General features: G+C 62.1%; 15 protein-coding genes. 13 read left to right on the forward strand and 2 right to left on the reverse strand.

Features of this window, described 5'->3' with window-relative positions; all coding sequences use genetic code 11:
• Positions 1–17: 17 nt before the first annotated feature.
• Positions 18–362 (reverse strand): YugN family protein, encoded by a 345-nt coding sequence (locus ACFO3S_RS11280; protein WP_378095469.1) that lies wholly within the window; start codon positions 360–362, stop codon positions 18–20.
• 248 nt (positions 363–610) lie between these two features.
• Between ACFO3S_RS11280 and ACFO3S_RS11285 the strand changes: the two genes are divergently transcribed.
• From ACFO3S_RS11285 to ACFO3S_RS11340, 12 genes are all read left to right on the forward strand, one after another.
• Entirely contained in the window at positions 611–1786 is a 1176-nt protein-coding gene (locus tag ACFO3S_RS11285; RefSeq protein WP_378095472.1) for a M20 metallopeptidase family protein, read from the forward strand.
• A gap of 111 nt (positions 1787–1897) precedes the next feature.
• The gene (locus ACFO3S_RS11290; protein ID WP_378095475.1) at positions 1898–2332 is read left to right on the forward strand and encodes a CBS domain-containing protein; all 435 of its coding nucleotides are present in this window, start codon (positions 1898–1900) and stop codon (positions 2330–2332) included.
• Between the two features lie 157 nt (positions 2333–2489).
• Entirely contained in the window at positions 2490–4184 is a 1695-nt protein-coding gene (locus ACFO3S_RS11295) for a DNA repair helicase XPB (RefSeq protein ID WP_378095478.1), read from the forward strand.
• A complete protein-coding gene (locus tag ACFO3S_RS11300; protein ID WP_378095481.1) occupies positions 4181–6106 on the forward strand; it encodes a helicase-associated domain-containing protein in 1926 nt (641 codons plus the stop codon). Before ACFO3S_RS11295 ends, ACFO3S_RS11300 begins: the two co-directional genes overlap by 4 nt.
• 64 nt (positions 6107–6170) lie before the next feature.
• Positions 6171–6656, forward strand: coding sequence for a YlbF/YmcA family competence regulator (locus ACFO3S_RS11305; protein ID WP_378095484.1), 486 nt, complete (start codon positions 6171–6173; stop codon positions 6654–6656).
• A gap of 30 nt (positions 6657–6686) precedes the next feature.
• Positions 6687–6950: a YlbG family protein gene (locus tag ACFO3S_RS11310; RefSeq protein WP_378095487.1), complete on the forward strand. Its 264-nt coding sequence runs from the start codon at positions 6687–6689 to the stop codon at positions 6948–6950.
• Positions 6951–7246: 296 nt separating this feature from the next.
• Positions 7247–8254: an ABC transporter substrate-binding protein gene (locus tag ACFO3S_RS11315; protein WP_378095490.1), complete on the forward strand. Its 1008-nt coding sequence runs from the start codon at positions 7247–7249 to the stop codon at positions 8252–8254.
• 65 nt (positions 8255–8319) lie between these two features.
• Positions 8320–9246 carry an ABC transporter permease gene (locus ACFO3S_RS11320; RefSeq protein WP_378095493.1) on the forward strand — a complete coding sequence of 309 codons (927 nt, stop codon included), beginning with the start codon at positions 8320–8322 and terminating at the stop codon, positions 9244–9246.
• Positions 9246–10040 carry an ABC transporter ATP-binding protein gene (locus tag ACFO3S_RS11325; RefSeq protein WP_378095495.1) on the forward strand — a complete coding sequence of 265 codons (795 nt, stop codon included), beginning with the start codon at positions 9246–9248 and terminating at the stop codon, positions 10038–10040. Before ACFO3S_RS11320 ends, ACFO3S_RS11325 begins: the two co-directional genes overlap by 1 nt.
• A 186-nt stretch (positions 10041–10226) precedes the next feature.
• Positions 10227–10664 (forward strand): hypothetical protein, encoded by a 438-nt coding sequence (locus ACFO3S_RS11330; RefSeq protein WP_378095498.1) that lies wholly within the window; start codon positions 10227–10229, stop codon positions 10662–10664.
• 110 nt (positions 10665–10774) lie between these two features.
• The gene (locus ACFO3S_RS11335) at positions 10775–11677 is read left to right on the forward strand and encodes a LysR family transcriptional regulator (RefSeq protein ID WP_378095501.1); all 903 of its coding nucleotides are present in this window, start codon (positions 10775–10777) and stop codon (positions 11675–11677) included.
• Complete coding sequence (locus ACFO3S_RS11340; RefSeq protein ID WP_378095504.1) at positions 11670–12512, forward strand: PHP domain-containing protein; 843 nt, start codon at positions 11670–11672, stop codon at positions 12510–12512. Before ACFO3S_RS11335 ends, ACFO3S_RS11340 begins: the two co-directional genes overlap by 8 nt.
• 7 nt (positions 12513–12519) lie before the next feature.
• On the opposite strand, the gene ACFO3S_RS11345 is transcribed toward ACFO3S_RS11340, so the two are convergent.
• Entirely contained in the window at positions 12520–14271 is a 1752-nt protein-coding gene (locus ACFO3S_RS11345) for an Rqc2 family fibronectin-binding protein (RefSeq protein WP_378095507.1), read from the reverse strand.
• A gap of 320 nt (positions 14272–14591) precedes the next feature.
• Between ACFO3S_RS11345 and ACFO3S_RS11350 the strand changes: the two genes are divergently transcribed.
• On the forward strand, positions 14592–17408 hold the full coding sequence (locus tag ACFO3S_RS11350) for a calcium-translocating P-type ATPase, SERCA-type (RefSeq protein WP_378095510.1): 2817 nt from the start codon (positions 14592–14594) through the stop codon (positions 17406–17408).
• Positions 17409–17524 lie beyond the last annotated feature (116 nt).

Raw genomic sequence — 17524 nt, forward strand, 5'->3', positions numbered from 1 at the left:
GTATTCCTCCGCGCTGCCTAGGAGAGCAGCTTCTTCAGATCCTGGGCGCGTTGGTTCGCGGCATTCAAGATCGGCTCGGGAATCGGCGATTCGTAATCCAGTCCGTGCGGGAACGTCGCGCGGCCGATATAGACCGCTTCCACTTCCAGAACGGCGTCCGGATTTTCCAGCTTGCCTTCTACGGCTCTCGTCGCGATGCGCAGGTAATAATCTTGTCCGCTCGAACGGTCGTGAAGCTTCAGATCGTAAGTCGCGCGGCTGTACTCCCATTGCCAGCGAACGAAGCCGAGCTTGTCGCCGGACTCGTCCAGATGACCGAGATCGCTGCGCATTCCGTTTAACCCTGTATTTTCGAGTAGCATGATAATCCTCCTTATGTAGATGCGTCCCACGCGAGGCTTTGGCGCGTTCCGACGCCCTTGTCAGGGCGAGCGCCGTCCATTTCCATGATAGTCGGTTTGCAGGGCTTCTGCAAGCCTGCCTCGGCGGTTAAGTTTCGAACGTTCATTGACAATTCGCCGCCCGTGCCGGTACGGACGGTTACGGAGGCCTGCCGTTTCTGATACAATAATACAAATACGACTACGACTTAAGGAAAGGAGTCGCCGCCATGACGGTTCACGAGCACACGCTGAAGTCTCTGTACGGGGACATGGTACAATGGCGCCGGCACCTTCATCGGCATCCCGAATTAAGCTTTCAGGAATATAAAACGTCGGCCATGATCGCGGAGCTTCTCGAGAAGTGGGGACTGGAAGTCCGTCGCGGAGTCGCGGGGACGGGGGTCGTGGCCCGGCTGGCCGGCGGGCGTCCCGGCAGGACCATTGCGCTGCGGGCGGATATCGACGCCTTGCCGATTCAGGATGCCAAAGCTTGCGAGTACCGTTCGGAAGTGCCGGGGGTAATGCATGCTTGCGGGCACGACGGGCATACGGCCGAATTGCTTGCCGTGGCCCGGTATTACAGCTTGCACCGGGACGAGACGGCCGGCTCGCGCCTCTTTCTGTTCCAGCCGGGAGAGGAGACGCTGCCCGGCGGGGCGATCCGGATGATCGAGGACGGAGCGCTGGACGGTGTCGACGCGATCTACGGCGTCCATCTCTGGTCTCCGATGCCTTGCGGTACGGCGGCGACAAGATCGGGGCCGTTCATGGCGACTCCGGACGAATTCGAGATCGAGATCGTCGGCCGCGGCGGACACGGGGGCTTGCCCCACGAAAGCAAGGACGCCCTCGTGACGGGCGCCGCTCTCGTCTCCGCGCTGCAGACGATCGTATCGCGCAGCGTCAATCCGCTGGATGCGGCCGTTCTGTCCGTGGGCCGCTTCTCCGCGGGCACGGCCAACAACGTGATCGCCGCCAGCAGCATGCTGGCCGGAACGGTGAGATCCTTTAATAAGGAAATGAGGGCGCTTCTCCGCGGCAGAATGGAGCAGATCGTCAAGCATACTTGCGAGATGCACGGATGCGATTACCGGTTCCGCTATATCGAAGGCTATCCTCCCGTCGTGAACGACGAGCGGGAAGCGGAGAGGGTGCTGAGGCAGATCGCCGAGCATCTGCCCGGTTCGGGCACGGCTCCGTGCGAACGGATCATGGCCGGAGAAGACTTCTCTTATTATCTGGAGCGCAAGCCCGGCTGCTTTTTCTTCGTCGGGGCCGGCAGGGAGAGCGGCGATTCGGCGCCCCATCATCATCCGATGTTCGATCTCGAGGAGGAAGCGATGCTGCACGCCGCGCGCCTTCTCGTCGCCGTGGCGGACGACGCCGCGCTGGATTCGGACTAAGCGATTTTTTACCTGTATGGGGGCGTTCCGTTTCGGTCATTCTACTGGAGACCGAACAATGACGCCGGACCGGCCGCCCAGTCGGCGGTACGGCCATATAGGAGGCTCAAGATGAGGAAAATTGCCGACATCATGTCGACCGATTGCGTTACCCTTTCCCGCCAGGCCAGCATTCAGGAAGCGGCGCGCTTGATGAGGGACCACGATATCGGATTTATTCCGGTCGTGGAAAGCCGCAGGCTGATCGGCGTCGTCACCGACCGGGATCTCGTCATTCGCGGCTATGCCGACAACCGTTCCGGCTCGGAATCGCTGGACGAAGTGCTCACGAACGACGTTCGCACCGTGCCGCCCGACCTATCCGTCGACGAAGCCGCGTCGATTATGGCGGCGGAGCAAATTCGCCGGCTGCCGGTCGTCAACAACGGCCATTTGGAAGGCGTCGTCTCGATCGGCGATTTGGCCGTGCGGGAAATTTTCGTCAACGAGGCGGGAGAGGCGCTGAGCGAGATTTCCGAGCACGGCGGCTCCTCTTACGCCCACTAGAAGCGCCAGACCCATTTTCCGTACGGTTCCGGGAAATGGGTTTTTCTATGATGCTTCCGCAGTTATCCAAATCGCTGTCCTGCTCTGAATTCCCTCCGAATGCATGAACCGGGCGGAAGGAGGAAAACCTTGTTAACGACAAGGAGGAATGCCGGATATGAACGCTACACGACCGCTGTGGGTGCAAGCGGACGGCACGCTGCTCGTGGACGAGAGACATCCGGAGTACGCGGCGGCCCGGGATTTTCTCAGAGACGTCGCCATCCTGCAGAAGCGCCCCGGCTTCTGGCATACGTACCGGCTTACCCCGGTGACGCTGTGGAACGCCGCGGCCGCCGGCTGGAGCTGCACCGAGGTGACGGAGAAGCTCGTCGGCCTGTCCCGGTGCCCGCTTCCGGCTCCCGTCGAGCTGTTTATCCGGACGCAGATGGACCGTTACGGGAAAATCCGGCTCGTCCGCGATCACGGCGAGCTGATTTTGTTGGCGGATTCGCCGGAAGCGATGGAGCGCGTCGGCCGGACAGCGTCGGTCGCCCATTGCTTGAACGGGGCTCCGAACGGAACGAAGGCGATCGTCCGTCCCGAAGCCCGGGGCTGGATCAAGCGGGAGCTGGCCGCCCTGGGTCATCCCGTCCGGGACGAGGCCGGCTTTCACGAGGGACAGCCGCTTTCCGTGTCGCTGCGAACGGAGACGGTCGACGGCCGGCCGATCGAGCTGAGAGACTATCAGAGGGAGGCGGTCAACGCGCTGCTGAATCCAAACGCGGGCAGCGGCATCGTCGTGCTGCCCTGCGGCGCAGGCAAAACGTGGGTCGGCATGGCCGCTCTCGCCCGGCTGCAGCGCGAGACGCTGATTCTGACGCCCAACGGCGTCTCGGTGGCGCAATGGATCTCGGAGCTGCTGCGGAATACGACGCTGACCCGGGACGAGGTCGGCGAATATACGGGACAGTCGAAGAACGTGAGGCCGGTGACGGTGGCGACCTATCAGGTGCTCACTTACCGTTCGGCCAGGAGCGAGGAGTATCCTCATCTGGAACTGTTCGTCAATCGCGACTGGGGGCTGATCATCTACGACGAAGTGCATCTGCTGCCGGCCCCGGTGTTTCGGATGACGGCGGACATCCAGGCGACGCGGCGGCTGGGGCTGACGGCGACGCTCGTTCGCGAGGACGGACGGGAGGAGGACGCCTTCTCGCTGATCGGTCCGAAGAGGTACGAGCTGCCCTGGCGGACGATGGAGGCGCGAGGCTGGATCGCCGAGGCGGAGTGCACCGAGGTGCGCGTGCCGATGGAGCCGGCGGCCGCCGCCCGCTACATGGCGGCTCCCAAGAGCCGGCGCAACCGAATCGCCGGGGAAAATCCGCGCAAGACGGAGGTCGTCAGGGCGCTGTTGCAGCGGCATGACGGCGTTCCAACTCTGGTCATCGGGCAGTATCTCGATCAGCTGCACGCGCTGTCGGAGCAGCTGGGTCTGCCGCTGGTGACCGGCGAGATGCCGCTGCGCGGGCGCAAGGAGCTGTTCGATCGCTTTAGGCGGGGGGACATCGGCGTGCTGCTCGTGTCCAAAGTGGCCAATTTCGCCGTCGATCTTCCGGATGCGGCCGTGGCGATCCAAGTTTCCGGCAGCTTCGGCTCTCGTCAGGAGGAGGCTCAGCGGCTGGGGCGCATTTTGCGCCCGAAAAAAAACGGCCTCAAAGCGAGGTTCTATTCTCTCGTCAGCGAGGGGACGGACGAGGTGGAGTTTTCGCGCAATCGCGGACGCTTTTTGCTTGAGCAGGGATATCCCTACGCGATCGACTGTTGGGAAGGCGGCCGAATCGGGGAAGCGGCCGGGGAGGCGCGCGTATGAACGTCGCGCGGTCTGTGGAGAGGCTGCCGGACGCGATGAAGCGGCTCGTAACGGCCGACCCGGCGGTTCTCGCGAGAATGGAGCCGGGCATGGAGCTGGCGGACGTGCTGTCCGACCGGAGCTGGGCGGAAGATTGGCTCCGCCGCAGCGGCGACGGCGCCCAGCTGGCGGTGCTCAAGGGCGTGCTGAAGAAATACGGCGCCGCCCCGTTCGAGATGGAGCGCATGGCGGCGCGCGCGGAGGAGGAGTTCGGCCTGACGGGGGCGGAGGCTCGCGTCGCGATCGCAAGGCTGCGAAGAAGCGGCGTCCTCTTCGCGGTGCGCAAAAGCTGGGGGGACCGGCTGTTCTACGTGCCGGAGGACGCGGTGGCGATGTGGCAGCCGCTGGTGCTGCCTGCGAACAACCGGCCGCTTCCCCCGGAAGCAAGCGGCGAAGTCGCGCCGAGCGCATCGGGCGGGAGACGGACGCTGGCGCTGGAGCTGCTGTCCGCCTGGGGGGAGATCGCCGGCGGGCCGTTAACGCGAACGGTCAAGGGGGCTCCGCAGCAAGCGGCGGCGGCCCGGATCGCAGCGGCGATGACGCTCCGGCCGGAGGAGCTGGAAGGCTGGCTGCCGCCGTACCCTTATTCCGAGCTGCTGCCGCCGCAGGCGATGCTTGCGCTCGATCTCGGCTTGGTATACGGCGTGCTGGAGGAGCGCGACGGCGTCGTCGGCGCCAGCGGCGAAGGGCTGGAAGGCTGGCTGGCTCAGCCGCTGCAGGAGGCCGAGCGCGGCTTGCAAAAGCTGGTGACGACCCGGTACGCTTCGGCGGATCCGGCCTGCCATCTGACCTTCTCGGCGGCGCTCGCTCTCGGCGGCGAAGGCTGGCATACCGCGGGTAGGCTCTACGAGTGGCAGAGCCGGGAAGAAGCCGACAGGCGGTTGTCGCTGCTGGAGGCGTTCGGGTGGATCGAACGCGGTACGTGGCGGGGGCAGCCTGTCATCCGGAAGCGGACGGGACCTGACGGCCGGGAGGAGGAGGGAGCCTTCTTCGTGCAGCCCGACGGGGAAATTCTCGTGCCGCCGGAAATTGGTCTGAGAGCCCGCTGGACGTTATCGGAGATCGCCGAGCCGGAGAAGGCGGACCGGATGAGCGTCTATCGGCTGACTTCTCGCTCGTGCGAGCGGGCTTTCCGCGCCGGCCATTCGCTGGCGGATACGCTGGCTTTTCTGGAGACGGGCTCCGGCGCTCCGCTTCCGCCGCCGGTCTCCTCAGCGCTGCGAGACTGGTTCGCATCGCTCGGGAGAACGGAGCTGGCCGAAGCGCTGGTGCTGCGGACGGACAGTCGGGAGATCGCCGATCTGCTGGAGCGCGATGCGGAAATCGCGGACATGGTCGCGGACAGGATCGGCGACCGGCATTTCCTGATCCGACCGGATTGCGGCAAGCGAGTGCGCGCCAGGCTGAGGAAGGTCGGATTTCCGCCCGCGGAAGCCGGGGCTCCGGCGCGGGAGCGCCGAAGCGGGCAAGCCGCTCCGGCCGACGCCGAGCGGGGCTGGATCGGCTTCCGCCCGGCTTTGTCCGCCTTCGAAGCCGATAGAGGACTGTTCGGCGCGGACGACCTGTTCCCGGGGCTGTCGGACATTCCGGCGGCCTGGGTAACCCGGCCGAGAACCTATCACCCTTCGACGAGCAAGCGGCTGATCGAGAGGGCCGTCGAGTGGCAGGCGGCCGTCCGTCTGGAACGGGACGGCGAGACTCGCCTGTTTGCCCCTCGCCGCCTGCGCGAGATCGGAGCCTCCTGGGTAGCCGAAGGGCGATGGCTGCCGGAGGAGGACCGGTCCGGTCCAAGCGGCGCGTCGGCGGAATCCGCCGTCCGGGCGGAGGAGGTCTCCGAGCTGATGATCGTTCTGCCCGCCCTGGAGGAGCTGGAAACCGATTGACCGTACGAGCTCATCTTGTGTTATGATAGGGGAGGAAGACAAAGCCGAATGGTGAGGTGAGCCGATGGCCGGCATGACGCAAATCCTCCCCGCGGCGGAACTTAGCGCGACGGAGCCCGCCGATCTGGCGCTGCTTCTGACTCGCGCTTACGAGCTGGGGGAGTCGCTTGTCCGATCCGCCTCCGCTGCGGAATACGCTTATTGGAAAGCGGAGGTTCTGCAGGACGCCAAGGTACAGGACTTGAAGAAGCAGTTCCTTCAAGCGAAGGAGAAGTTCGCCGAGTGCGAGCGGTTCGGAAGGTTTCATCCGGATTACAACGCCGCGTTGGAGCAAGTGTACGAAGCGCAGAAGCGGCTGGACGAGGTGGAATCCGTACGCAAGTACAAAGCGGCGGAGAACTCCTTGGACGAGCTGCTGACTGATATATCCAGAACGCTGGCTTTTGCCGTTTCGCAAAGCATTAAAGTTCCGGACAACAATCCCAATCCGAAAGCTTCGGGCTGCGGCAACGGGGGCAGCTGCTCCTGCGGGAGCGGAGGCTGCGGGTAACAGATTTTCCAGTTCAGACGGAGGTTGGACATGTTTGCCGAACGGACAGGATACATCGTATGGTTCAGCGATTCGAAGGCGGCCAGGGGCTTGGACAAGTACGGCACGCTCCATTATTTGTCCCGCAAAATGCATTACGCCGTCATGTATATGAACGCGGACGTAGCGGAAGAGACGGTTCGCCATTTGCAGCGGCTGCCCTTCGTGCGCAAGGTGGAACGCTCCTACCGGAACGAGATCAAAACCGAGTACGAGAAGAACGTACCGGATAAAACGCGGTTTTACGGCCTGTAAGCGAAAGGGGACGGGCGATCGGAGAGAAGAACCGAGAATCTGTCGGGCGCTTCCTCCGGTTGCCGGCTCCCGGAACGCCGACGAACCGTCCGCTTCTTACGCTAACAAGAGTCGGCCTTGTCTGGGGTCGGCTCTTTTCTTTTCGCCGGAAAACCCGAATTGTGAAAGTTTGCAATTGACGAATAGGGAAAAGGACTATTAAACTAGTATCTGATTCTTTGTTTATCGCTTTCACAGGAAGAGGCAAGGCTTTCACCCGCTCTAGAAAAACAAATGGGATAAAGGGGTAATGAAACTTGAAAAAGAAACTGATGACGACCGTGATGCTGTCCGCAGCGGCGCTGGCGGTGCTGGCGGGATGCGGCGGCAAGAACGAAGGGGCCGGCAGCGGCAGCTACAAAATCGCCATCTCCCAGATCGTCGAGCATCCTTCTCTCGACGCGACCCGGGAAGGCTTCCTCAAGGCGCTGGAAGACGCCGGCATTAAGGAAGGCGACAACCTGAAGGTCGATCTGAACATCGCGCAGGGCGACTCGACGAACAATCTGTCGATCGCGCAGAAGATCGCGGCGGACAAATACGATCTCGCGCTCGGCATCGCCACGCCTTCCGCCCTGTCGCTCGCCCAGAACGTCAAAGATTTTCCGGTGCTGTTCGCGGCCGTCACCGACCCGCTCGCCGACAAAGTCGTCAGCAGCCTGGAGAAGCCGGGCGGCAACATCTCCGGAGCGTCCGACACGAATCCGGAAGCGATCGTCCAGCTGATGGATTTCATCGCCTCCGATTTTCCCGATGTGAAGAATGTCGGCATCGTCATCAACGAAGGCGAGTCCAACGCCGTCATCATGGCGAAGAAAGCCGAGGAGGCGCTCGCCGCCCACGGCATCAAGCTGGTTAGAGCCGCCGCTTCGACTTCGTCCGAAGTGAAGCAAGCCGCCGAATCGCTGGTCGGCCGCGCGGATGCGATCTACATTACGCTGGACAATACGGTCGTAACGGGAGCCGACTCGATCATTCAAGTAGCCAACGACAACAAGCTGCCGTTCTTCTCCAGCGACCGCGACACGGTCGAGAAGGGCGCGTTCGCGACGGTCGGGTTCAAATATTACGACCACGGCTACCAGGTCGGCCAGATGGCGGTCGACATTCTGAAGAACGGCAAGGATCCCGCCGAAATGCCGGTTTCCGTTCCGGATAAGCTCGACCTGATTCTGAACCTGAAGGCGGCCGAGGCGCAGGGCGTCGTCGTTACGGACGCTATGAAGGACAAGGTCAAGGACAAGGAAAACAATATTATCCAGTAAACGGATCAAAATGGGGTGAACGGCTCCCGGTCGTTCGCCCCATTGGTTTGTGAGGAGGCTTATCGATGATTGATTCGATCTACGGAGCCGTTGCGCTGGGCTTGCTGTATGCATTGATGGCGCTGGGAGTATACATCACGTTCCGCATCTTGGATTTTCCCGACCTGACCGTCGACGGAAGCTTCGCGACGGGCGGGGGCATCGCTGCGATCATGATCTCGACGGGCTATCATCCCGCACTTGCCACGCTGGCCGCTTTCGGAGGCGGGCTTCTCGCGGGAGTCTGCACCGGACTGCTCCATACGAAAGGAAAGATCAACGGCTTGCTGGCCGGCATTCTGATGATGATTGCGCTTCACTCGATCAACATCCGGATTATGGGGCGCCCGAACGTGTCTATCGTCAATATGGATACGCTGATCTCTTCCATCGTGAAGCCGGTCGGGCTGTTTATTCTCATTATGGGCATTGCGGTTTTGATCGTGAAGCTGCTGCTCGACGCGTTCTTTCATACGGATATGGGGCTTGCGCTGAGAGCGACGGGCGATAACGAGCGGATGATCCGCAGCTTCGGCGCGAATACGGACGGAGCGAAAATCGTAGGCGTCAGCTTGTCCAACGGTCTGGTCGCGCTGTCCGGCGCGCTCATCGCCCAGCAAGGCGGCTTCGCCGACGTAACGATGGGCGTCGGAATGATCGTGATCGGTCTGGCTTCGGTCATCATCGGCGAAGCGATCTTCGGCGCGAGAACGGTGTTCATGGCGACGCTGGCCGTCGTCGTCGGCGCGATCGTATACCGGATCGTCATTGCCGTGGCGCTGCGCATCGAGCTGTTCGAAGCCTCCGACCTGAAGCTCGTGACGGCCCTGATCGTCATCGTCGCGCTCGTCGTTCCGTACGTGCGGCGCGTCATGATGCAGCGAAGCATTGCCAAGAAGCGCTCCGAGGAGCTGCTGACGGTGATCGCTCCGGATCAAGGAGGGAAAGCCTGATGCTCGATCTAACGAACGTTACGAAGCTGTTTAATCCGGGAACGCCGGACGAGAAGATTGCGCTGATGAACGCGAACCTGACGATCAAGGCCGGCGATTTCGTCACCGTCATCGGGAGCAACGGCGCCGGCAAGTCGACGCTCATGAACCTGATCTCGGGCGTCATGAAGCCGGACATCGGCGCCATCCGAATCGACGGTACCGAGGTGCACGGGCTGCCCGAGTACAAAAGAAGCCGTTGGATCGGCCGGGTTTTTCAGGATCCGATGGCCGGCACGGCGCCGCGAATGACGATCGAGGAAAATCTGACGATGGCCTACAAGCGCGGCCAGACGCGCGGACTGGGCTGGGGAGCGACGGCGGCCAAACGGAAGCTGTTCCGCGAGCAGCTCAGCCGTCTGGGCATCGGCCTCGAGAATCGGATGAGCGCCAAAGTCGGCCTGCTGTCCGGCGGCGAGCGGCAAGCGCTCAGCCTGCTGATGTCGACGTTCACCAAGCCGCAAATTTTGCTGCTCGACGAGCATACGGCCGCGCTCGATCCGGCCAGGGCCGAGCTGATTACCCGGCTGACGGATGAAATCGTGCGGGATATGAAGCTGACGACTCTGATGGTGACTCATAATATGGAGCAGGCGATCCGCCTCGGCAACCGGTTGATTATGATGGACAAGGGCCGCATCATTCTCGACGTTCCCGAGGAGCGCAAAGCGAATCTCACGGTCGCGGATCTGCTGCGGGAATTCGAAAGAATCAGCGGTCATCAGCTTGCCGACGACCGCATCGTACTGGGGTAAACAGGGCTGTCCCCGATCATCCTGCGATGATCCGAGGGCGGCTCTTTTTTCTTCTCGGGAAAATTTTCCATCTGTCTATTTTATTGTTGAATCGTAGGGAATAGATGCTGTAGAATGTACTTAAGTTCCTAGAAACGCATGATGCTAGTGATTCAGAAGACCTACAATCGGGAAGGAGATGGCCCGGTGAAGGATAAGCATACGGAGCGGTGGAGCACCTACGAGCCCTTTCATGTCGTTCTTGGGGACAAGAGAATTTCCGACATCATCATTACGAACCATGCGCGCTCCCGTTGGTCGGATCGAGTGGAGCAGGAGAAGACGGGCTATTCCGATATCGCCGAATTTATGTGGGAATGCTTGAAGGAAGGCCGCGTCGTGTCCTATTACAGGAACGAACAGGACGTCTACACGATCGATGACGATCTTGTTTTCGTGGCGGAGTTTTCCGTCAGCGAGTCGGATACGGATCTGCTCGGCAATCCTCTTCACAAGATGATCGTTGTCACCTTTCTCGGAAGAATGTCCGAGACGATGGAGCTTCGGGATTTGAAAACTTACTATTCCTGGCTGCGCCATTCCAGGCGCATGACCTTAATTAAAAACAACCGCAAACGGCGCTAGCGTCGTCCGTGGGCGGTCGGAACGGCCGGGCGGAGGGGCACCCTCCCCCCGGCCGTTCGCATTCTATGGTATAATGCGAGAAAAAAAGACGGACGGGAAGGCGGAAACCGATGGCGCTGAACGTGCACCAACTTCATATTTTTTACACCGTAGCGGAGAGGGGCAGCTTCTCTGCGGCGGCGCTGACCTTGCATATGACCCAGCCCGCCGTGACGATGCAGGTTCAAGCGTTGGAGGAACGGTTCGGAACGAAGCTGTTCAACCGGACGACCAAACGGCTGGAGCTGACGGAGGCGGGCCATCGCCTGCTTCCCCAGGCCCGCCGAGCGGTGGAGCTGATGCGGGATACGGACCGGATGATGACGCAGTACATCGAGGAGTTAAAGGGAAGGCTGCAGTTCGCGGCCAGTCTGACGATCGGGGAATACGTGCTGCCGAGGCTGCTCGGCAGCTTCCTGAGGAGATTTCCGGACATCTCCGTCGATATGAAGGTGATGAATACGACCGAGATCGTCGAAGCGGTCGCCCATCAAGGGCTGGATTTCGGCATCATCGAGGCGCCGTGCGACGTTCCGGGCATCGAGGCCCAGGCGGTCATGGACGACGAGCTGATGCTCATCGCTCCGGCCAACCACCCGTTCGCCTCGCGCGATCAGGTGTCTCTCGAGGAGGCGATTCGCGAGCCGTTCGTGCTGCGGGAGAAAGGGTCGGGGACGAGGCAGATTATGGAAGACGAGCTGCAGCGCCACGGCGTTACCGACGAACGGCTGAAGGTCGTCAGCGAGTTCGGGAGCACCGGGGCGGTCAAATCCGCCGTAGAGGCCGGTCTGGGCCTGTCGCTGCTGTCCGTATGGACGATTAAGCACGAGCTTGCACTGGGGCTGCTGAAGCCGGTCAGAATTTCCGGCGCGAGCTTCAGGCGGCAGTTTTATTCCGTGCGGCTGCGTTCGTCGCTGCTGCCGATGCCGGCCGTCGCTCTGTTGAGCGAATTGGGGGAGCTGTCCCATGAGTAGCCGCGCGGATCTGCATACGCATACGACGGCTTCGGACGGGATGTTCGCACCGGCGGTTAACGTGAGGATGGCGAAGGAAGCGGGACTGGCCGCGGTGGCGATCACCGATCACGATACGGTGGCGGGCGTCCGCGAAGCGATGGAGGCCGGTCTGGAGCACGGCATCGTTGTCGTGCCCGGCGTCGAGCTCGGCACGGTGACGGACGGCCAGGACATCCATGTGCTCGGCTACGGCTTTGCTTTGGAAGACCAGACTTGGCTGGCCCGGCTGGCGGCGCTTCGAGAGGGGAGGAACAGCCGGAACGAGCGCATCCTCGACAAGCTGGCCCAGCTCGGCATGCCGGTCACGCCGGAGGAGCTGGCGGCTGCGGCCGGTCGGACCGCAAGCAAGGATCGGTCGGTCGGCCGGCCCCACATCGCCCAGGCGATGGTCGACAAAGGCTACGTCAACGACGCGAGGGAAGCGTTCGATCTCTGGCTTGCGGAAGGGAAGCCGGGGTATGCGCGGCAGACGCGCGCGACCCCCCGGGAAGCGATCGCCTGGATTCACGAGGCGGGCGGCGCAGCCGTGATCGCTCATCCGGGCATTTACGGTAACGACGAGCTTGTGCTCTCGCTGCCGGAGCAGGGAGCGGACGGGCTGGAGGCCTATCACTCGGAGCACGACCCGGAGCAGGAACGGCGCTACGCCGAGTGGGCCGCCGCCCGCGGCAAGCTGGCGACCGGCGGCTCGGACTTTCACGGCATTCGAGAGGGGAAGGCTTATCACGGGGCGATCGGCTGCCGAAGCGTGGACGCCGGCATCGTCGAGCGGCTTGCCGGAAGGACGCGGTAGCTCGCGGTTATTTGATCGAAGAGGGCAGCTGCCGGATCCGGTCTTCGTCGGGAGTGACGAACAGCGTTTTCTGGCCGTCGTAGATGACGAAGCCCGGCTTGGCTCCGTTCGGCTTGCGCACGCTGCGAATCAGCGTATAATCGACGGGCACGCTGCTCGACGATCTGGCCTTGCTGTAATGAGCGGCCAGCATCGCCGCCTCATGCAGCGTCTCTTCCCCGAACTCCTTGCCGCGAATGAGCACGTGGGAGCCGGGAATGTCCTTCGTATGCAGCCAAGTGTCCGTGGCGGCGGCGAGACGGTTCGTAATATAGTCGTTTTGCGTGTTGTTTTTGCCGACGTAGATCGGAACGCCCTCGCTCGACGTGTAGCAGAGTACGGCGGGCCGGTCTTTTTTCCTTTTCTTGGCCCCCCGCTTGACGCCCCGCTCCCGAATGTAGCCCTGCTCGACAAGCTCGTCCCGAATTTCTCCGATGTCGTCCGGGCCGGCCGATTCCAGTCCCTGCAGCACCGAGGCCAGATAGGCGAGCTCCGTTCTTGTCGCCTCGATCTGCTCGGAGACCGCTTCCCGGCTGTTCTTCAGCTTGTTGTACTTGCGGAAATACCGCTGGGCGTTCTCGTTGGGCGTCAGCAGCGGGTCGAGCTCAATCGTTCTCGAAGGCTGGTCTTCCTCGTAGTAGTCGGTGACTTCGACGGAAGCGTCGCCCCGCTGGAAGGCGTACAGATGGGCGGTCAGCAGCTCTCCGAGACGGCGGAAGCGGTCCGCCTCCGCCGCTTCGTCGAGCGTCTCCCGAAGCTTGATCAGCTTTTTTTCGTTTTTGGCGATTTCGTTCAGCAGGAAACGGTTCAAGTCGGTCGTCCGCTGCCGGACCAGATCGCGGGAAGCCTTGTCGCGGTAAAAATGATCCAGACATTCGTGCATGGACGGGAAGGATCTCTTCTCCCCTTCGAGATGGGTTAGAGCGAGCGCGGAGAACGCGATTTTGCCGTTGTTCATGACGACTTGGTTCGGCTCGTACGCCTCCCGGCGAACCTGATCGAACGCTTCCCGGAACGCTCCGCGCAGCTCCTGCGGGTGGCGGGAAGCCCGGAAAGCGATCTCCCGCGACAGCAGCGGGCTCAGCCCGGTGAAGGCTCCCAGCAGAGCGTCGGAAACTGCGCTGACGTAATCGTCGTCCCGGATGTCCGGCAAACCGCCGCTGCGGGACGCCCATTCGTCGAACTCGCTGTCGCCGATGGAGAGCGGATCGGCTTTGTTCTGTTCCGGCGGGGCGACGTACGCGCTTCCGGGAAGGACGACCCGATAGCTGCTGATCGCGGGGGTGACATGCCGGATGCCGTCGTGCACGACGCCGGTGACCGGATCCATCAGAATGATGTTGCTGTGGCGGCCCATAATCTCGATGACGATCCGCTTCAGGGACGCGTCCCCGAGCTCGTCCCGATGCCGGACGTCGAGCTCCACGATTCTTTCCAGGCCGACCTGGCGAACGGCCTCGATTACGCCGCCCTCGCAATATTTGCGCAGCAGCATGCAGAACATCGGCGGCTCCGAAGGGTTGGCCCACACTTGTTCCGTCCAGTGCAGTCGGGGCATCGAAGGGTGAGCGGACAGCAGCAGCTTGCCGCCCGAGCCTTGTCCGCGTATATGCAAGATCAGTTCGTTGTCCGTTGGCTGATAAATTTTAAGAATGCGCGCTTTCACGCACGGTTGCAGCTCGCGCACGAGCGCTCTGACGACAATTCCGTCCAATGACATGGCTGTAGCTCCTGATTTTTCTCATAGAGTGATGGTTACCGCCTTTTATGATGCCATACATTTTCGGAAAGGGAAAGCGCGGAGGCTTCCATAGCCGCTCTTTTTAATGATCCTTTTACGGAAGCTTGGGCGCCGGCGAACGAAGGTGTTGGCGGCGAAGCGGCTGATCTGCCGTCCTCTCGGATGACGGCGGAGGCAGCCGCTTTCGGCATGCTTGGCGGTCGGCAATCCTCGTACAACCCCCGGGGATATTTCCCGGCTTGTCTGAATACATATAGGTCAAGAACCGCAAGCGGATATGACGGAAGGGGTTGACGATCTTGGAAGGTCAGGCATGGCACCAGCTAAGCGAGGAGCAATTGGTGAAGGCGCTGGATACCGACGGCGTTAAAGGATTGTCGCGGGAGCAGGCGGCGGAACGGCTACAGACGCTCGGGCCCAACGAGCTCGCCGAGAAGCGCGGAGATTCTCCGCTGAAGCTGCTGCTGAATCAGTTCAAGGATTTTATGGTGCTCGTGCTGGTGGGCGCGACGGTCGTCTCCGGGCTGCTCGGGGAGATGCTCGACGCGCTCACGATTATCGCGATCATTCTCATTAACGGCGTGCTGGGCTTCTACCAGGAGTATCGGGCCGAGCGGTCCCTCCGGGCGCTGAAGGAGCTGTCCGCGCCCTTTGCCAAAGTCGTCCGGGACGGCGAGCTGCTGCATATTCCCGCCAGAGATCTCGTCGCGGGAGACGTTGTGCTTCTGGAAAGCGGAGACCGGGTGCCTGCCGATCTTCGTTTCTTGGAATGCAACGACTGCTCGGTGGACGAATCGGCGCTGACGGGCGAGTCGGTGCCGGTCGCCAAGACGGCCGGCAAGCTGATCTCGCCGGAGCTGGCGCTCGGGGACCGGCGAAATTGCGGTTACCTCGGAACGATGGTGACGCGAGGCACGGCGAAGGGGATCGTGACCGTTACGGGCATGCGGACGGAAATGGGGAAAATCGCCGATCTGATCCAGCAGACGGAGGAGGCCGAAACCCCGCTTCAGCATCGTCTCGAGCAGCTGGGAAAAATCTTGATCGTCGTGGCGCTCGCGTTGACGGTTGTCGTTGTTCTCGCCGGTATCTTGCACGGACAACCTATTTACGACATGTTCCTGGCCGGCGTCAGCCTGGCCGTCGCCGCCATCCCGGAAGGTCTTCCGGCGATCGTCACGATCGCGCTGGCGCTTGGCGTGCAGCGAATGATCAAGCGCAAGGCGATCGTGCGCAAGCTGCCTTCCGTCGAGACGCTCGGCTGCGCCTCCGTCATTTGCTCCGACAAGACCGGGACGCTGACGCAAAACAAAATGACGGTGACGCAGCTGTGGTTAGGAGGCCGGAAGGTCGAGGTTACCGGGGAAGGCTACGAGCCGGTCGGAACGCTGAAGGAGAACGGCAAAAGCATCGACATGAAGGGCGACGCCGCTCTGCGCCGGCTGACGCAGATCGCGGCGCTCTGCAACAACTCGGATCTGTCCCAGCAGGAGAAAGCGGAGGAAGGGAAGAAACGCAAGCCGGGCAAGGGCGAGCCCGCGGCCGAGGACGGGCTGGAATGGAAAATCAAAGGGGATCCTACCGAAGCAGCGCTGCTCGTGCTGGCGGCGAAGACCGGATTGGTCAAATCTGCGCTGCAAAGCCTGTACACGCGAATTCGGGAATTCCCGTTCGACGCCGAGCGCAAGCGCATGTCGGTGCTCGTGTCCCATCAAGGCGGCAAGCTGGTCTGCACCAAGGGAGCCCCCGACATGCTCGTCGGCCAGTGCGCCTACGTCCTGTGGGACGATCAGGTCGTTCCGTTCACCCCCTCGCTGAAGATGAAGGTGCTGGCGGCGAACGAGGCGATGGCGAGAGATTCGCTGCGCGTCCTGGGCATGGCGTATCGGGACGTCAAAGGACATGAAGGATGCGAGAGCAGCGAGCAGGCCGAGAGCGGGCTCATCTTCGTCGGACTGACGGGAATGATGGACCCGCCGAGGAAGGAAGTGAAGGAAGCGATCTACAAGTGCCGCCAGGCCGGCATCAAGACGGTCATGATTACCGGAGATCACGGCACGACGGCGGAGGCGATCGCGAAGACGCTCGGCATTATCGGCCGCGAGGGCCGGGTCATTACCGGAACGGAGCTGTCCGCGATGTCCGACGAGGAGCTGGAGAAGATCGCCGACGACGTGAACGTATACGCTCGCGTCTCGCCCGAGCATAAGCTGAGAATTGTGCAGGCGCTGCAGCGCCGCGGGCACGTCGTGGCGATGACGGGCGACGGGGTCAACGACGCCCCGGCGGTCAAGGCGGCCGACATCGGCATCGCGATGGGCATCACCGGGACCGACGTGACGAAGGAAGCGTCCGCGCTCGTGCTGTCGGACGATAACTTCTCGAGCATCGTCGCCGCCGTAGAGGAAGGGCGGGGCATCTACGAGAATATCCGCAAGTTTATCCGCTACTTGCTGGCGTCCAACGTCGGCGAGATTATGACGATGTTCCTGGCGATGATGGCCGGGCTCCCGCTTCCTCTCGTTCCGATCCAGATTTTGTGGGTCAACCTGGTGACGGACGGTCTGCCCGCGATGGCGCTCGGCGTCGACCAGGCGGAGAGCGACCTGATGCAGCAGAAGCCGCGTCCGGCCAAGGAGAACATTTTCGCCAGGCGGCTCGGCTGGAAGATTGTCAGCCGCGGCGTGCTGATCGGCCTCTGCACGCTCGGCGCGTTCGTGCTTGCTTTAAGAGCGGGAGAGGGGCAGCCGGACCAGCTCGTTCACGCGCAGACCGTCGCGTTCGCCACGCTCGTCATGGCGCAGCTCATTCACGTCTTCGACTGCCGCAGCTCTCGCTCGATTTTCCATCGGAAGCTGCTGGAGAACAAATTCCTCGTCCTGGCGGTGCTGTCTTCGCTGGCGCTGATGCTGGCCGTGCTGTACATCGAGCCGCTGCAGCCGGTGTTCAAAACCGTTCCGCTCGATCTGCGCGATTGGGCGCTCGTCATCGTCGCCGCGGGCATTCCGACGTTCGCGATGGGGGCGGGCAGCGTCTGGGGCTCCTCGAAGCAGAAGAGGAAAAGAGCCAAAATCTCTTATGGAGGCAACTCGACCTCGGCGAGACCGGCCAGATAACGGGTTGTCCTCAACGCAGCCTGGCGCTCCGTTTCACGGGGCGTCCGGCTGTTTTTTATCGGGTATCAGTACGCAGTCGCGCCCTGACAGCGCGCTCCGCCGCGTTCTCTTTTGAA

This window comes from Cohnella hongkongensis (assembly GCF_042654645.1).
GTDB classification, from domain to species: Bacteria; Bacillota; Bacilli; order Paenibacillales; family Paenibacillaceae; genus Cohnella; species Cohnella hongkongensis.